Annotated in this window: 14 protein-coding genes; 5 read left to right on the top strand and 9 right to left on the bottom strand. The window is 56.7% G+C overall.

Going from position 1 to position 15,867, the window contains the following annotated elements:
* Positions 1-13: 13 nt before the first annotated feature.
* Positions 14-1,255, top strand: a complete 1,242-nt coding sequence (locus tag U2949_RS02105) for an ammonium transporter (protein WP_026483020.1) — start codon at positions 14-16, stop codon at positions 1,253-1,255.
* Positions 1,256-1,374: 119 nt separating this feature from the next.
* On the opposite strand, the gene U2949_RS02100 is transcribed toward U2949_RS02105, so the two are convergent.
* On the bottom strand, positions 1,375-1,827 hold the full coding sequence (locus tag U2949_RS02100; RefSeq protein ID WP_009456228.1) for a c-type cytochrome: 453 nt from the start codon (positions 1,825-1,827) through the stop codon (positions 1,375-1,377).
* A 98-nt stretch (positions 1,828-1,925) separates the two neighbouring features.
* Entirely contained in the window at positions 1,926-3,302 is a 1,377-nt protein-coding gene (gene purB, locus U2949_RS02095) for an adenylosuccinate lyase (protein ID WP_009456227.1), read from the bottom strand.
* Positions 3,303-3,537: 235 nt separating this feature from the next.
* Between purB and U2949_RS02090 the strand changes: the two genes are divergently transcribed.
* Positions 3,538-4,149 (top strand): glutathione S-transferase family protein, encoded by a 612-nt coding sequence (locus U2949_RS02090; RefSeq protein ID WP_009456225.1) that lies wholly within the window; start codon positions 3,538-3,540, stop codon positions 4,147-4,149.
* 59 nt (positions 4,150-4,208) lie between these two features.
* Here the strand turns inward: U2949_RS02090 and U2949_RS02085 are convergent, their stop codons facing one another.
* Positions 4,209-5,054 carry a helix-turn-helix domain-containing protein gene (locus tag U2949_RS02085; protein ID WP_321285873.1) on the bottom strand — a complete coding sequence of 282 codons (846 nt, stop codon included), beginning with the start codon at positions 5,052-5,054 and terminating at the stop codon, positions 4,209-4,211.
* A gap of 209 nt (positions 5,055-5,263) precedes the next feature.
* On the opposite strand from U2949_RS02085, the gene U2949_RS02080 reads away from it, so the two are divergent.
* The gene (locus U2949_RS02080; protein WP_321285868.1) at positions 5,264-6,232 is read left to right on the top strand and encodes an alpha/beta hydrolase; all 969 of its coding nucleotides are present in this window, start codon (positions 5,264-5,266) and stop codon (positions 6,230-6,232) included.
* Here the strand turns inward: U2949_RS02080 and U2949_RS02075 are convergent.
* The 6 genes from U2949_RS02075 to U2949_RS02050 all read right to left on the bottom strand — a co-directional run bounded on the left by U2949_RS02075 (position 6,219) and on the right by U2949_RS02050 (position 13,705).
* On the bottom strand, positions 6,219-7,031 hold the full coding sequence (locus tag U2949_RS02075; protein WP_026483024.1) for a sulfite exporter TauE/SafE family protein: 813 nt from the start codon (positions 7,029-7,031) through the stop codon (positions 6,219-6,221). The genes U2949_RS02080 and U2949_RS02075 overlap by 14 nt on opposite strands.
* A gap of 9 nt (positions 7,032-7,040) precedes the next feature.
* Complete coding sequence (mnmA, locus tag U2949_RS02070) at positions 7,041-8,156, bottom strand: tRNA 2-thiouridine(34) synthase MnmA (protein ID WP_009456210.1); 1,116 nt, start codon at positions 8,154-8,156, stop codon at positions 7,041-7,043.
* Positions 8,157-8,357: 201 nt separating this feature from the next.
* Complete coding sequence (locus U2949_RS02065) at positions 8,358-9,779, bottom strand: FAD-binding oxidoreductase (RefSeq protein ID WP_026483026.1); 1,422 nt, start codon at positions 9,777-9,779, stop codon at positions 8,358-8,360.
* 26 nt (positions 9,780-9,805) lie between these two features.
* Positions 9,806-10,900 (bottom strand): 3-deoxy-7-phosphoheptulonate synthase AroG, encoded by a 1,095-nt coding sequence (aroG, locus tag U2949_RS02060; RefSeq protein WP_279630670.1) that lies wholly within the window; start codon positions 10,898-10,900, stop codon positions 9,806-9,808.
* A gap of 485 nt (positions 10,901-11,385) precedes the next feature.
* Positions 11,386-11,616 carry a YbdD/YjiX family protein gene (locus U2949_RS02055; RefSeq protein ID WP_009456207.1) on the bottom strand — a complete coding sequence of 77 codons (231 nt, stop codon included), beginning with the start codon at positions 11,614-11,616 and terminating at the stop codon, positions 11,386-11,388.
* 1 nt (position 11,617) lies between these two features.
* Positions 11,618-13,705, bottom strand: coding sequence for a carbon starvation CstA family protein (locus tag U2949_RS02050; RefSeq protein WP_321285864.1), 2,088 nt, complete (start codon positions 13,703-13,705; stop codon positions 11,618-11,620).
* A 520-nt stretch (positions 13,706-14,225) separates the two neighbouring features.
* Here U2949_RS02050 and ehuB point away from each other — a divergent pair.
* Together ehuB and ehuC are read left to right on the top strand one after the other, a co-directional pair.
* Positions 14,226-15,092 carry an ectoine/hydroxyectoine ABC transporter substrate-binding protein EhuB gene (gene ehuB / locus U2949_RS02045; protein WP_026483030.1) on the top strand — a complete coding sequence of 289 codons (867 nt, stop codon included), beginning with the start codon at positions 14,226-14,228 and terminating at the stop codon, positions 15,090-15,092.
* A gap of 102 nt (positions 15,093-15,194) precedes the next feature.
* Positions 15,195-15,866 (top strand): ectoine/hydroxyectoine ABC transporter permease subunit EhuC, encoded by a 672-nt coding sequence (ehuC, locus tag U2949_RS02040; protein WP_257722769.1) that lies wholly within the window; start codon positions 15,195-15,197, stop codon positions 15,864-15,866.
* Position 15,867: the final 1 nt, after the last annotated feature.

Below are 15,867 nucleotides of genomic sequence, written 5' to 3'. Positions count from 1 at the left end.
CGGAGACTCCATCATGAACAACGCTGATCTATCGTGGATGCTGGTCTCCACGCTTCTGGTACTGATGATGGCCGCGCCGGGCCTGGCCCTGTTTTACTCGGGGATGGTGCGTCAAAAAAATGCCTTGTCCATGTTGTCCCAGACCTTGCTGGTGTTCAGTCTGGGGGTGGTGCTGTGGTTTATCTATGGCTACTCACTGGCCTTTACCGCTGGCAATCCCTTGATTGGCGGTTTCGACAAGGTCTTGTTCAACGGCATGTTCACCGCTGCTGACCAACAGTTCTCCATGTCGGGCACCTTGCCTGAACTGCTGTTTGCGTCTTTTCAGGCCACCTTTGCCGGCCTGACTTGCGCTCTGGTTGTCGGTAGTCTGGCAGAACGTACCCGCCTGTCCGCCATCCTGGTCTTTACCGTGATCTGGTTCACTTTGGCCTATCTGCCCATTTGCCATATGGTCTGGTTTGCCGATGAACAGCACGGCGGCTTGCTCAACTCCCGTGGCGCGCTGGACTTTGCCGGTGGCACTGTGGTGCATATCAACGCCGGTATTGCCGGTCTGGTCGGTGCCTGGATGATTGGCCCCAGACTGAACTACCGTCGTGAAGCCATGCCACCTCATAACCTGCCCTTGACCTTTATTGGTGCTGCTCTGCTGTGGGTAGGCTGGTTCGGTTTCAACGCAGGCTCGGCTTTGTCGGCCAATGAAAATGCCACGCTGGCCTTCTTCAACACCATGCTGGCAGCCGCCATCGGCGTTGTGGCCTGGACTTTGGGTGAATGGATCAGCAAAGGTCATCCTTCCTTGCTGGGTGCCTGCTCGGGTGCGATCGCGGGTTTGGTCGGCATTACTCCGGCAGCCGGTTTTGTGGCTCCTTCCGGCGCACTGGCCATTGGCCTGATTACCTCCCTGGCTTGCTTGTGGGGTGTGAATGTTCTGAAACGCTGGTTACGCGCCGACGATACGCTGGACGTTTTTGGCATTCACGGTTTGGGCGGGATTGTGGGCGCTTTGCTCACAGGTCTGTTCAACGCACCTGTTCTGGGGGGGCCTGGTACTGCCGCTGGCAACAGTATCTGGATGCAGTTGTGGATTCAGCTCGAAGGCGTGCTGGTTACTCTGGTCTGGTCCGGTGTGGCTGCCTGGATTGCCTTCACCATTGCCAAGCTAGTCTGCGGCGGTTTACGTGTCGATGCTGACCACGAGCGCGAAGGTCTGGATATCCGTACCCACGGTGAAACGGGTTATCAACACTGAGATCCCATCATGATTCTTGCCAATCTTGCCTGCAGGCAAACTGCTCCCTTTAAACACAGGCACAGGCCTAAAAGAAAAAGCCCTCTTTCGAGGGCTTTTTTTATAAGCAAACTAGTTGCTTATTTTTCTTTACGGTAAGCGTCGTGACAAGTCTTACAGGACTTGCCCACATTACCGAAAGCCACGCGGAAGGCATCAAAGTCGCCCGAATCGGAAGCCACTTTCAGCTTATCGATTGCAGCGGTGAAATCATCGGTAGCTTGCTTGAAACCCTGAGCATCGCTCCAGGCCTCAGCTTTGGTCTCGCCGCCTTCGGTACCAGCGCCAAATGCGCCCCAAGGCAAAGCCGCCAAAACCGTCAGCACTTCTACGTTTTTAGCGATTGCAGCCGCATCATACGGTGCTTCTTTTTTGGCCACGGGAGCCATACGACCAAAGTGCGAACCAATCAGTGACATGCTGGCTTGACGGTAGTCCACGGCCTGTTCTGGCTTGGCAAACTGGGCGGTAGCAGGCGTGACAAACGCAGCACACAAGGCGGCAGCGGCAGTCAGAAACGCGAATTTTTTCATGTGAACTCCTGTGTGATGAAACATAAAACACTTCATAAAGCACTGGCTCAAGAAACCCGACCGGCTGTGCCCTTGTGCAAGAACACAGCCGTTTGGATTTAGATCGCCTGGGCCAACTTTACTGCCACACCCAGATAGCTGCGTGGAGTTAGCTCAAGCAAATAGGTTTTAGCGTCTGCGGGCAGTTCCAGACCGCCAATAAACTCGCGCAACGCTTCCTGAGTAATACCACGACCACGTGTCAGGGCTTTGAGTTGCTCGTAAGGCTGGGGCAAACCGTAGCGGCGCATCACCGTTTGAACCGGCTCGGCCAGGATTTCCCAGCATGCGTCGATGTCCGCATCGACAGCAGCGGCGTTCAGTTCCAGTTTGCCCAGACCACGCAGGCAGGCGTCGTAAGCCACCACGCTGTAACCCAGAGCCACGCCCAGGTTACGCAGCACGGTCGAGTCGGTCAGGTCACGCTGCCAACGGGAGATAGGCAGCTTTTCGGACAGGTGGCGCAGCATGGCGTTGGCCAGGCCCAGGTTGCCTTCCGAGTTTTCAAAGTCAATCGGGTTGACCTTGTGCGGCATGGTGGACGAACCGATCTCGCCTTCTTTGAGGCGCTGCTTGAAGTAACCCAGGGAGATATAGCCCCAGACGTCACGGTTGAAATCCAGCAAGATGGTGTTGGCGCGGGCGATGGCGTCAAACAGAGCGGCCATCCAGTCGTGGGGTTCGATCTGAATGGTGTAGACGTTTTGCGTCAGACCCAGACCAGCCAGCACTTTCTGGCTGAATGCAGGCCAGTCAATTTCGGGGTAAGCCGAGAAGTGAGCGTTGTAGTTGCCGGTGGCACCATTCATTTTGGCCAGGGGCTGGACCGCAGCAATGGCCGCAATGGCGTTTTGCAGGCGAGCGGCTACGTTGGCAAATTCCTTGCCCATGGTGCTGGGGCTGGCAGGCTGACCGTGGGTGCGCGACAGCAAAGGCTGCTCGGCGTGCAAGCGGGCCTGAGCCTTGATGGCATCACACACTTCCTGCAGTTGAGGCAGGATCACCTGCTCACGAGCACGCGTCAGCATCAGCGCATGCGAGGTGTTGTTGATGTCTTCAGAGGTGCAGGAAAAATGGATGAATTCAGCCGCAGCGGACAGCTCGGCGTGGTCGGCCACTTTTTCTTTCAACCAGTATTCCACGGCTTTCACGTCGTGGTTCGTAGTGCGCTCGATGGCTTTGATGCGGGCGGCATCGTCTTCCGAGAAGTTCTGCACCAGGCTCTTGAGTACCTCGCGGGCTTCGGCAGAGAAAGTGGGCAATTCGGGCAGACCCGCGTCGGACAGGCCGATCAACCAGGCCACTTCGACCTCTACGCGATGCCACATAAATGCGGCTTCGGACAACAGGCCACGCAAGGGGGCGGTACGGCTGCCATAACGCCCGTCCAATGGCGACAAGGCATTCAGAGTGCTCAGGGTATCGGCTATGTGCATCGTTCTACAGAAAAGAAGGGGGAATAAAGTCAGCCCGCATTCTAACATTGCGGGCTGGCACCCGTATGCCACGCGTTCAGCATGGGGTCAGAATACGACGGCTGTTCGAGGCTTTGACGAATAAACCACAGTTTTCCAACATTGTTTCCAGCGACAGGTTCAGGCCCGGCCTGCGGGACGTTCGCCCATAGGTTCCTGCTATACTTTTTGAGCCTGCAACTTTTGATAGCTTTTTATGAAACTTCTAGCTTCCCTCACCAGCCCATACGCGCGCAAAGTGCGTGTTGTCATGGCGGAAAAAAAGCTCGACTACGAGCTGATTCTGGAGGATGTGTGGGCCGATGACAGCGATATTCTGAAGCACAATCCACTGGGCAAAGTCCCCTGTCTGATTATGGATGATCAGGCAAATCTGTTTGACTCCCGCGTGATCGTCGAGTATCTGGATACCCTCTCGCCCGTCGGCCGCCTGATTCCCCAAGCCGGACGTGATCGCGCTGCAGTCAAATGCTGGGAAGCCATTGCCGATGGCTTGCTCGATGCCTGCGTTGCCATCGTGGTGGAAAAACGCCGTCCCCAAGAGCTGCGTCTACCTGCCTGGATTGACCGTCAAAACAGCAAGATTACCGCCGCCCTGCAATCCATGAACAACACCTTGGGTGACCAGTCCTTTTGCATGGGCACCAGCTTTAGCCTGGCCGACATTGCCGTAGGCTGCGCACTGGGTTATCTGGATCTGCGCTTTCCTGAACTGGACTGGCGCTCGCAGTACGGCAATCTGCAACGCCTGGATGAAAAACTCCAAGCGCGCCCCTCGTTTGCCAGCACCTTACCGCCTACGCAGTGAGCGTTGCGCCAGCAAGCCAGGGCCCATTCTTTTGAATGGGTTTTTTTATGTCTGCTGGTTCAGGCCTCCCCCAACAATCGGTACATCCAGAAGGCCTCATCAGACTTCATGCGCTGGGCGAACTGAGCGGGTGAAAAGCCGGAAATGCGTTTGACCTCTCTGCCAAAATGGGACTGGTCGCTGTACCCGGCCTGCAACGCCACATCAGACCACACCGGGTTTTCCTGCTGCTGCACCAAGGCAAAAGCCCGTTCGGCACGCACATACAGCTGCAGCTCACGCTGGCTCTGCCCGGCCCAACGCTTGAATTGCCTTTGCATCTGACGCAAGCCCGTTCCCGTGCGTGTTGCTGCCATCCTCATCCCCAATGCCGTCAGCCAATGATGCAAGGTGGCAGCATCGTCTGTTGCCAGACAGCCATGAGCACAACGATGAATTGCCGCCTCCAGCTGCTCGAATAAAGGGCCTTCTTCTGCGCCAGCTTGTCCAAGTGTCTGACAGCTGGCAGCGGGCAAGACCTGATCCATGGGCAGTACCTGATCCAGAAAGTCGCTGGCCTCGATACCGAACACACGTTTCAAGGCATCCGGGTACAGCCCAATCGAAATCGCATGGACAGGCCCCGGAGACCAGCTAATAGAAGGTGTGCGCGAAGGCCCGGCAAACAGCATTCCGGGCAGGGGCTCTGACAGTACCGGACTGCCTCCACCCACTGGCGTCTGCACCATGTACAACTGGCCATGGAAAACCCAGGACAACACCACCAGGGGCGAAGCCGGATAACAGTTCAGACGTTGCTGCGGCAGCAGATCCAGAGCACGGGTATCACGCTCCACGCCCAGATGGATAATGGACGCCGTTTTTCGGCTGGGGTGATGCAAACGGGCACAAGGCAAAGCAGACATGGGAGGTCGTTTCCGTTCTATCCGGCCCAGGCAAGCCGGGCCACACTGAAAGTCCTTTTATCCTACTTCAGCCCCGCCCTTTTATGCCCAAAACTATCTTGCAAGGATCCTAGTCTCATCGTTGCCGAAGCGCCCTCACCCTCTGGGCCACCACCATAGACGTACTGGCCCGACGTATCGTCGCCAAGCCGCTGGTGCCCGGCTGGTCTGTGCCTTTTGAAATCGCCACCCTGTTCTATCGCAAGCAGTTCAACCACGCCTTCCGCTTGCCAACCATAGCTGAAGGCCGCGCCTATTTCGACAGCTTGTACACGATTGCCGAACCGGACTTGCCCGTCCAGATGCAGGCCAGCACGTCCCCAGAACCACGGGGAGACTGGTTCATTCCAGACCGCCCGAACAGCAGCAAAACCATCTTGTACTTTCATGGCGGTGGCTATGCTTTTTACCCTGCCGTGTCGCGCCACTTCATTGGCCTGCTGGCCCACAAGCTGCAAACCTCCATCTTCGCCGTAGACTACCGCCTGACCCCGGAACATCCTCACCCAGCCCAACAGGACGATGCACTAGACGCCTACCGCTATCTGCTCAAACGTGGCATCCCCGCCCAGGATATTGTCCTGGCAGGCGACTCGGCAGGCGGGCATCTGGTGCTGATGACCCTGGTCGGCCTGCGTCAGGCCGGATTGCCCCAACCTGCCCTGGCCCTGGCACTCAGTCCCTGGACAGATATAGGCCGACGCGGCGCCAGCCAGTTCGGCCATGATCGCTACGATATGGTGCAGGGTTATCAAACACTGCAATACGGCCAATGGCTGAAGGGCAACGGCCCCTGGAGTGACGACCAGCTCTCTCCCATTGCCCAGAATCTGCGCCATCTGGCCCCCATCTATATTCAGGCAGGCGGCAAGGAAATTCTGGTCGACATGATTCGTGACTTTGCCGCCGAGGCTCACAAGCAGGGAGCCAATATACGGTTGGATGTATGGCCGGACATGACGCACGAGTTTCATGCCTACGGCAGCACCCTGCCCCAAAGCGAGCAGGCGATTGCCGCGCTACGGACAGCGATTCAATGGACTAAAGGGGGAGTGTTTGAGCCGGCAGAAGAAACCGAGCTGAATGGGCTGGACTCTGCATATGGCAAAGCCCAGCCTGAAGACATCAAGCCTGTGTGATGGCCTGCGTAATCATGTAGATCGCCAGCACAGTCAGCATGCCAGCGAAGATGCGCTTGAGTGTCACCTGGTCAATTTTGTGGGCCAGGCTGGCGCCCAAGGGAGCCGTACAAATACTGGTGGCCGAAACAATCAACAAGGCAGGCCAGTAGATAAAGCCAATCATGCCGGGATGGCTGCCAAAGGTGGCCTGTCCGGACCAGATATAACCCACGCTATTGGCCAGGGCGATGAAAAAGCCCAAGGCAGCCGAAGTAGCGACGGCCTGCCGCACAGGCACATTGCCGCGCAGCATGAAGGGCACGGACAAGAAGGCCCCGCCTGCGCCTAACAGACCTGAGACAAAGCCGATCAAGGCTCCCATGGCAGCAATCCAGAATGGAGCAGGCAGGGAGCGGCCTTGCACCGGGGCCGACTTGCGCGCCATTTTAGAGGCCGAATACAGGACGAACACACCGAACACAATCGCCAGCGCCGTGCTGTTGATCATGGCAAAAATCGCGCCGCCCGACAGCAGCCCGCCCACGATCAGGCCGGGTACCATGACCTTGACCACATCCCAGCGAATGGCGCCATGTTTATGGTGTGCACGCACGCTGGACAAGGAGGTGAACAGAATCGTGGCCATGGCCGTGGCAATGGAAGCATGCACGGCCAGCTCTTGCGGCACACCAAACAGCGGTAGCAGGAAGGTCAGGAACGGCACCAGAATCATGCCTCCGCCAATCCCCAGCAGCCCGGCGGCCAAACCAATACCGGCACCCAGCACCAGCAAACTGATGACAAGAATGGGATCCATGCCCGCCTCTTACTGAATAATGCCGCCGCCCAGGCAGCGGTCACCGTCGTACAGGACCACGGATTGGCCCGGCGTTACGGCCCATTGGGGCTGATCAAAATGAAGAGACAGGCTGTCGCCTTCGGCAGCCAGGATCGTGCAGGCCGCATCGGCCTGGCGATAACGGGTCTTGGCATGAATCGGGCCCAGGGCTGGCGGATGACCCGCAACCCAACTGGTCTGCTCGGCCTTCAATTCAGATTGCAGCAGCCAGGGGTGATCATGCCCTTGCACCACATACAAGGTGTTGGTGGCCAGGTCTTTACGGGCGGCATACCAGGCGTCGGCGGTACCGTCTTCGCGCTGCTTGCCCTTGACACCACCAATGCCCAAACCCTTGCGCTGACCATAGGTGTGGAAAGCCAGGCCCACGTGCTGACCCAGCACCTGCCCTTCTGGTGTCTTGATCGGACCGGGTTGAGTAGGCAGATAGCGATTCAGGAACTCGCGGAAAGGACGCTCGCCAATAAAGCAAATGCCGGTCGAGTCTTTTTTAGCCGCATTGGGCAGCTTCAGTTCCTCGGCAATACGGCGCACTTCCTGCTTATTGATCTCGCCCAAGGGGAACAAGGTGCGCGACAGTTGCGCCTGGTTCAGGCGATGCAAAAAATAGCTTTGGTCTTTGGACGCATCCAGACCTTTCAGCAACTGGTAGTCGGTGCCGCCCCCGGCCATGGGCACGCCACGCACACGGGCATAATGGCCGGTGGCTATCCAGTCGGCGCCCAAGGTCATGGCGTGATCCAGAAAGGCCTTGAACTTGATTTCCGCATTACACAGAACATCGGGATTCGGGGTGCGACCTGCCGAATATTCCCGCAAGAACTCCGCAAACACGCGGTCCTTATATTCCGCAGCGAAGTTGACCGCCTCGATCTCGACCCCGACCAGATCGGCCACGCTGGCCGCGTCCAGCCAATCCTGGCGCGAGGAGCAGAATTCGGAGTCATCGTCGTCTTCCCAGTTCTTCATGAACAGACCCACGACTTCATAGCCTTGCTCTTTAAGCAGCCAGGCCGAGACAGAGGAGTCCACGCCGCCGGACATTCCGATAACGACGCGACCTTTTTTGGTGGAAATAGTCATTGCAGTGATGATGAGAGGTGCCGCAATGGCCGGGCCTTCCGCCCGGTGCGCACCTGACTAACTAAAAAAGGCATTGTACGCCTGACCTGACACATGTACAGGCAGACACTGCCCGTGCCTGGGGTTTCTGGAAAACTGTGCTGCCCAAGACACAAAAGCCCAGACGACAAGGTCTGGGCTTTCAAGGCGACTACCGCAGAATCAGTCCAGAGGACGCGGGGGCAACATCTTGCCAGGATTCATGATGTTGTGAGGATCCAGCGCCTGCTTGATGCTGCTCATCACATCCAGTGCATCCTGACCGTGTTCGGCCAGCATGAACTCCATCTTGTGCAGGCCCACACCGTGTTCGCCGGTGCAGGTACCCTGCATGGCAATGGCACGCTCTACCAGACGATGGTTCAAGCGCTCGGACTCGTCCCACTCTTCCTGACTATCGGCGTCCAGCAGCATCAGGACGTGGAAGTTACCATCGCCCACGTGACCCACAATGGTATAGGGGAACGGAGCCTGATCCATATCGGCCGCAGTTTCCGCCACACACTCTGCCAAGGCAGAGATAGGAACACAAACGTCCGTGGTGCTGGAGCGGCAGCCAGGGCGCAGTTGCAAACCGGCAAAGTAGGCATTGTGTCGCGCCGTCCACAAGCGGGAACGATCCTCGGCCTTGTCGGCCCACTCAAAGTCCATGCCGCCGTTATCACGGGTAATTTCCTGGACAACCTGAGCTTGTTCCTGCACACCGCTGGGGCTGCCGTGGAATTCAAACAGCAGCAAGGGCGATTCTTTCAGTGTCAGCTTGCTGTAGGCATTGGTGGCCCGTACGGCGGCCGTATCCATGAACTCGACACGCGCAATCGGAATACCCATTTGAATGACCTCGATCACGCTTTGCACGGCAGAGCGCAGATCGGGGAAATTACAGATAGCAGCCGAAATGGCTTCGGGCTGCGGGTACAAACGCACCGTCACTTCGGTAATAATGCCCAGCGTGCCTTCGCTACCGATGAACAAGCGGGTCAGGTCGTAACCGGCGGAGGATTTCTTGGCACGGTTGGCCGTATCAATAATGCGGCCATCTGCCGTCACAACCTTCAAAGTCAGGACGTTTTCGCGCATGGTGCCGTAACGCACGGCATTGGTACCCGACGCACGCGTTGCAGCCATCCCGCCCAGGCTGGCATCCGCACCGGGGTCGATGGGAAAGAACAAGCCCGTATCACGGATATGCTCGTTCAAGGCCATGCGCGTGACGCCCGCTTGCACGGTGGCGGTGAAGTCCTCGGCGTTGATTGCGACAATTTCGTCCATACCGGACAAGTCCAGGCTGACGCCACCTTGAATCGCCAGAAAATGCCCTTCCAGCGAGGAACCAGCCCCGTAAGGAATCAGGGGCACATGGTGCTCATGACAATGACGTGCCACCCAGGCCACTTCTTCTGTGCTGCGAGCAAAAACAACCACATCAGGCAGCATGGGTGGATACGGCGATTCATCCCGTCCATGGTGTTCACGCACGGCGTGCGAAAGCGAGCAACGCTCTTGGAACTGAGCCTGCAAGGCTTCTACAAAACCTTCAGGTAAAGGGCGCCGCGCTAGGTCGGCATGACCGGGAGCATTCATGAGCATTCCAAAAAGGCAAAACCCTATTATGAGTGGCTAAGTGCCCCCTCTTCAAGAGCGACTCGTGCCTGGCGACGCTGACGCACCGCTTCAGCCAGTTTTTCCAGAACCGCCACCGTGTCATCCCAATCGATGCAACCATCGGTAATGCTTTGGCCGTAGGTCAGAGGCTTGCCTTCCACCACATCCTGACGACCACCTACCAGATGGCTTTCGATCATCACGCCGCAAATGCGCATGTCACCACCGGAGATCTGACCAGCCACATCGGCCAGCACTTCTGGCTGACGGCGGTAGTCTTTATTACTGTTGGCGTGGCTGGCATCGACCATCACACGCGGCACCATGCCGGCCTTGATCATGGCCTGGCTGGTTGCCTCGACGTTTTCAGCGTCGTAATTGGGTGTCTTGCCACCGCGCAAAATCACATGGCAATCGTTATTGCCCACGGTGGACACAATGGCGGAGTGACCACCCTTGGTGACCGACAGGAAATGGTGCGGTTGGGAAGCGGCCTTGATCGCATCCAGAGCAATACGGATATTGCCGTCCGTGCCGTTCTTGAAGCCCACCGGGCAAGACAGTCCGGAGGACAGCTCACGGTGTACCTGGCTCTCTGTCGTGCGAGCACCAATGGCACCCCAGGAAACCAGATCAGCAATGTACTGGGGAGTAATCATGTCCAGGAACTCGCAGCCAGCGGGCAAATCCAGCTGGTTGACGGCCAGCAGCAATTCACGCGCCGTACGCAAACCCTGATTGATGTTGAAGCTGCCATCCATGAAGGGGTCGTTGATCAGCCCTTTCCAGCCCACGGTGGTACGTGGCTTTTCGAAGTACACGCGCATCACGATTTCCAGCTCGGGTGCAAAGCGCTTGCGCTCGACAGTCAGGCGACGCGCGTAGTCCATGGCGGCTTCGGTATCGTGGATGGAGCAAGGACCCACCACGACCACCAGACGATCATCGCGTTCGTGAAGGATCTTGTGAATGCTGCGGCGGGCCTTGTGAACCGTCGTCGATACAGCAGAGGTACACGGGAACTCGCGCATCACATGGGACGGGGGAGACAGCTCCTTAATTTCACGAATCCGTAAATCATCAGTATTGTGCGACACGATTGAACTCCAGTTGGTTTGCCAGGTCCGGGGGCAAACGAAAAAAAAGCCGCCCGGTCTATGCTGGCGGCTTATTTCAGGATTTAGGTCTTACTTGTGTTTGGTGCAACCCGTCCTTTCCTCCACCAGCGGCATCGGAAAAGCATAAAAATAAAAGAAGAAAACGGGGGTTGCGAAAGTCATGGGAAAAATCCTAACACAGTTCCTGACGCGCCGCCAACAAAACCAGCAAGATTCATCCACAAAAACACAGAATAACAAAATATTTATACCAACAAGGCACTAAAAAACACCACCAAACGAAATAATTATTTCGTTTTGAGTTTTTTATTGGCCCTTTTGTTTCGTGTTATCGCGAAAAACCACGATAAATCGTTTAGATGCCTTGTTTGTCTTATTTTTACATCTGCATACAAACCTGATGGCACACTGCCAGGCAAAAATGCAAAAGGGCCAGAACACTGGGTTCTGGCCCTTAGCCGCCTAATTTAGCAGCAGGCTATACGCCCTTTGCCGCCATACCGGGCTTGCTGTCGCTCCCGGAAAAACTCGGCGTACTCCATCGGTTTCTGATCCGGGTGATTCACCCGCATATGATTCAGATAGGTTTCGTAATCAGGCACACCCACCATCAAACGCAAGGTTGTGGCCAGATAACGCCCGGTGCCCCGCCCTGCCTGGGCACTGCGCGAAATGGCTCCTGTCAATAATCCTTTCATATCAAGCTCCCGCTGCCGCTTGAGCCGGTAATGGCTCGTACGGAGTCTCGGCAGAATGCGGCTCCGTGCTGCGACGTGCTTTCAGCACGCAACGGATGCCAAAGAACACCATGCTCAAGACCACAAAGATGAACAGACCGCACAAGGTGGAGTTCACGTAATCGTTGAAAATCACCTGTTGCATCTGCTCCAGAGATTTGGCCGGCGCCATGACAGTTTGTTCCGCCAGACCTTTTTGATAAACCTTGGCGTGGGCCAAAAAGCCGATCTTGGGGTCGGGGTGGAACATTTTCTGAAAGCCTGCCACCAGCGTGCAAATCAGCAGCCAGATGGTGGGAACCACCGTCACCCATGCGTAGCGGTCTTTCTTCATCTTGAAGAGCACCACCGTACCCAGTACCAATGCCACTGCTGCCAACATCTGGTTGGCAATACCGAACAAAGGCCACAAGGTGTTGATACCACCCAGTGGATCGACCACACCCTGATACAGGAAGTAGCCCCACGCCGCCACGCACAAGGATGTGGCAATCAAGTTGGCGACCAGCGACTCCGTACGCCGCAAGCCCGGCACAAAAGTGCCCATCAAGTCTTGCAGCATGAAGCGGCCTGCACGCGTACCGGCATCTACCGCCGTCAGAATGAACAGGGCCTCAAACAGAATGGCGAAGTGGTACCAGAAACTCATCATCGCCGGCCCGCCGATGACGTTATGCAAGATGAAAGCCATGCCCACTGCCAGGGTAGGAGCACCACCGGCACGGGAAATAATGCTGTTTTCACCCACGTCGCTGGCCATTTGGGTCAGATCAGCGGGAGTAATCAGAAAGCCCCAGCTGGACACCACTTGCGCGGCCTGCTCAGGCGTGGTGCCAATCAAGGCGGCCGGGCTGTTCATGGCGTAGTAAATGCCGGGCTCGATCACGCAAGCCGCAACCAGGGCCATGATGGCTACAAAAGACTCCATCAACATGCCGCCGTAACCGATATAGCGCGCCTGGGTTTCGTTTTCGATCATCTTGGGCGTGGTGCCCGAGGAAATCAAAGCGTGGAAACCGGACACGGCACCGCAAGCAATAGTGATGAACAGGAAGGGGAACAAACTGCCCGACCAGACCGGGCCTGTGCCATCAATAAACTTGGTGGTCGCTGGCATTTTCAGCTCGGGTGCCACAATCACAATCCCGATGGCCAGACCCACAATCGTGCCAATTTTCAGGAAGGTGGACAGATAGTCACGCGGAGCCAGCAGCAGCCACACGGGCAGCACAGCAGCAATAAAGCCGTAAATAATCAGCGCCCAGGTCAGCTCTTCGCCAGTCAGGGTGAAGAACGGGCCCCAGGTCGGGTTCGCCGCCACATCCTGTCCATAGACAATCGCGGCCAGCAGGAAGATCAGCCCGATCACCGAGACCTCGCCAATACGACCTGGCCTCAGGAAGCGCAGATAAATCCCCATGAAGATAGCCAGCGGAATCGTCGCTGCCACCGTGAAGGTGCCCCATGGCGAATTGATCAGGGCCTTGACCACAATCAGCGCCAGCACAGCCAGAATGATGACCATGATCATGAAAGCGCCAAACAAGGCAATCACGCCGGGCACCGTGCCCAGTTCGGACTTGATCAGATCCCCCAGCGAGCGCCCGTCGCGGCGCATGGAGATGAACAGAACCGTGAAGTCCTGCACCGCCCCCGCAAATACCACACCGGCCAGAATCCAGAGCATGCCGGGCAGGTAGCCCATTTGCGCCGCCAACACTGGCCCGACCAAGGGGCCAGCCCCTGCAATGGCCGCAAAATGGTGCCCAAAAAGCACGTGTTTATTAGTTGGTACGTAGTCCAGACCATCGTTATGACGCCACGCTGGCGTCATGCGGGTCGCATCCAGCTCAAAAACCTTGCGAGCAATGAAACGGCTGTAATAACGATAGGCAATTAAATAGACGCAGACTGCGGCGACTACGATCCAGAGAGCATTGATGCTCTCCCCCCGGCTTAGTGCCACCGTTCCCAGGGCAAATGCCCCCAGCACTGCAACCAGCACCCAAATCAGATGCTGTTTTATAAAACCGCCCTCTTCTCTGCTCATAGAGCCTCCACGATTTTGCATTAAGTAAGTCTGTCACCAACTTTTTCTTCTGGCCGCACTTCTGATCTGAAGAAGTCGCCAGCTGCCAGTACAAGAGACGCAATACCGAGTGTGGCAGGCGTTCTTGCGGGGTCTGCACAGTCGCTTGGTACTGTGCATTTCCCAAACCAGCAGGGTTTGAAAGAGCGCCAAAGCGCACTTTCCAAAAGGGTGTCGGCGCGCCCGAAGGCGCGCCGAACTCATTCATGAATCAATCTGGGGTAGGCATAAGCCAGGCGCTTTTGAGAGGACAAGCGCTCTTTAATCCTTGGGAGCATAGTGAAAACACGTACTCAAGACACCACGCATTTTCCCTAAGACCAAACTTTTCACTTATATATAAATTCTAATCAGTTCTTTTAAGTGATAGTTTCTATCCATTTAATTTGAGTGCGAATGATTTTATGCGCTATGATTTCCCTGCAAATCTTTCGTAAAACAAATCATTCATAACGAAATGGTATAGGCGAGAAAAGGACTCATGATGAAACTACAATCCAAGCCCCTCTGCGCGTTGGCCTTTGCCCTGCTGGGCACCCTGGCTGCCGCCTCCAGCGCCCAGGCAGTCACGCTGGAGCAAGTCAAAGAGCGCGGCGTGATTCGCGTCGCCGTTGCTAATGAAATTCCGTACGGATACATGGACATGTCCGGCAAAGCCCAAGGCGCTGGCCCCGAAGTGGCCCAGGCCATCATGGAGCGCCTGGGTGTCAAAGAAATCAAATGGGAAACCGCCAACTTCGGTTCCCTGATCCCCGGCCTGCAAGCCAAACGCTTTGATATGGTGGCCGCTGAAATGGCCATCCTTCCGCAACGTTGCAATACCGTGCTGTTCTCCGAGCCCAACAGCTCCTACGGTGAAGGCCTGCTGGTCGCCAAGGGCAACCCAAAGAACATTCACTCGTACGAAGACTTCGCCAAGACTGATCACAAGATCGCCATCATGGCCGGTGCCGATCAGCTGGAAATGATGCAGGCCCTGGGCGTGCCCGATGATCGCATGATCACCATTTCCAACAATGCCGATGCCATCTCCACCGTGGCAACCGGCCGTGCCGATGCCTATGCCGCAACCGGCCAGACAGCCAGTGACCTGGCCTCCAAAGGCGGCGGCAAGGTGGAACTGGCCGCCGAATTCAAGGACCCCATCATTGACGGCAACCCGGTTCGTAGCTGGGGCGGTTTTGCCTTTGCCAAGGAATCCGAAGACCTGCGCGACGCGGTCAACAAGGAACTGGCCGAATTCAAGAAAACCGATGAATGGAAAGCCATCCTGAGCAAACATGGCTTTACCGAAGAAGACGCCAAGCACTCGTTTGAGAAATCCACGGAACAGCTGTGTAAAGCCTGATCCTTCACCTGCGGGTAAGGCGGCCGCACGGGCCTGCGCGGCCCCTTGCAAGGGCCGACAGCGCACTGAAGGTGCACCGCCTGCCCTTGTCTGGAACCTGATATGGATTGGTTAAGTTACAGCTCGGCCCTGATGGAAGGGGCATGGGTCACCATACAGCTCACGCTGTATTCAACCGTAGTGGGAGCGATCGCCTCCTTTGCCCTGGGCATAGGCAGGCTGTCCCACTCGGTGGTCCTGCGCTCGCTGTCCATCACGATTATTGAAGTTTTTCGCGGCACCTCTTTATTGGTACAGCTGTTCTGGCTGTACTTTGCCCTGCCTATTCTGGGCGAGTCCATGGGTCTGGACTGGCGCCTGGACCCGGTCGTGGCCGGCACCCTGGCCCTGGGCCTGAACATTGGCGCTTACGGTGCCGAAGTGGTGCGCGGTGCCATCCAGGCCGTGCCGCATTCCCAACTGGAAGCGGCCAAGGCCCTGGACTTTACAGAGCGCCAAACCCTGTGGCGCATCAGCCTGCCCCAGGCCATTCCGGAGATGATGCCCAGCTTCGGGAATCTGGCCGTACAAAATCTGAAAGACACCGCCCTGGTCTCCCTGATCAGTCTGGGCGACTTGAGCTTCAGAGCTGAACAAATACGCAACTTCACCCAGGACAGCACCACCATCTACACCCTGCTCTTGCTGATGTACTTTGGCATGGCACTGGTGCTGACCGTCCTGATGAAACTGCTGGAACGCGCAACCGGCCGCTGGCGTGCGCAAAGGAGCTGAA

It is taken from the genome of Alcaligenes phenolicus (assembly GCF_032063905.1).
Classification (GTDB): domain Bacteria; phylum Pseudomonadota; class Gammaproteobacteria; order Burkholderiales; family Burkholderiaceae_B; genus Alcaligenes; species Alcaligenes phenolicus.
The sequence above is the reverse complement of the archived record's forward strand: the minus strand, read 5'-3'. Positions and strand labels throughout refer to the sequence as shown.

Bases quoted from the DNA above. Each gene is read 5' to 3' on its own strand.
- U2949_RS02050 (WP_321285864.1), bottom strand. From the start codon at position 13,705: ATGAGCAGAGAAGAGGGCGGTTTTATAAAACAGCATCTGATTTGGGTG.
- U2949_RS02075 (WP_026483024.1), bottom strand. From the start codon at position 7,031: ATGGATCCCATTCTTGTCATCAGTTTGCTGGTGCTGGGTGCCGGTATT.
- U2949_RS02085 (WP_321285873.1), bottom strand. From the start codon at position 5,054: ATGTCTGCTTTGCCTTGTGCCCGTTTGCATCACCCCAGCCGAAAAACG.
- purB (WP_009456227.1), bottom strand. From the start codon at position 3,302: ATGCACATAGCCGATACCCTGAGCACTCTGAATGCCTTGTCGCCATTG.
- ehuC (WP_257722769.1), top strand. From the start codon at position 15,195: ATGGATTGGTTAAGTTACAGCTCGGCCCTGATGGAAGGGGCATGGGTC.
- U2949_RS02090 (WP_009456225.1), top strand. From the start codon at position 3,538: ATGAAACTTCTAGCTTCCCTCACCAGCCCATACGCGCGCAAAGTGCGT.
- U2949_RS02105 (WP_026483020.1), top strand. From the start codon at position 14: ATGAACAACGCTGATCTATCGTGGATGCTGGTCTCCACGCTTCTGGTA.
- ehuB (WP_026483030.1), top strand. From the start codon at position 14,226: ATGATGAAACTACAATCCAAGCCCCTCTGCGCGTTGGCCTTTGCCCTG.
- mnmA (WP_009456210.1), bottom strand. From the start codon at position 8,156: ATGACTATTTCCACCAAAAAAGGTCGCGTCGTTATCGGAATGTCCGGC.
- U2949_RS02100 (WP_009456228.1), bottom strand. From the start codon at position 1,827: ATGAAAAAATTCGCGTTTCTGACTGCCGCTGCCGCCTTGTGTGCTGCG.
- U2949_RS02055 (WP_009456207.1), bottom strand. From the start codon at position 11,616: ATGAAAGGATTATTGACAGGAGCCATTTCGCGCAGTGCCCAGGCAGGG.
- U2949_RS02065 (WP_026483026.1), bottom strand. From the start codon at position 9,779: ATGAATGCTCCCGGTCATGCCGACCTAGCGCGGCGCCCTTTACCTGAA.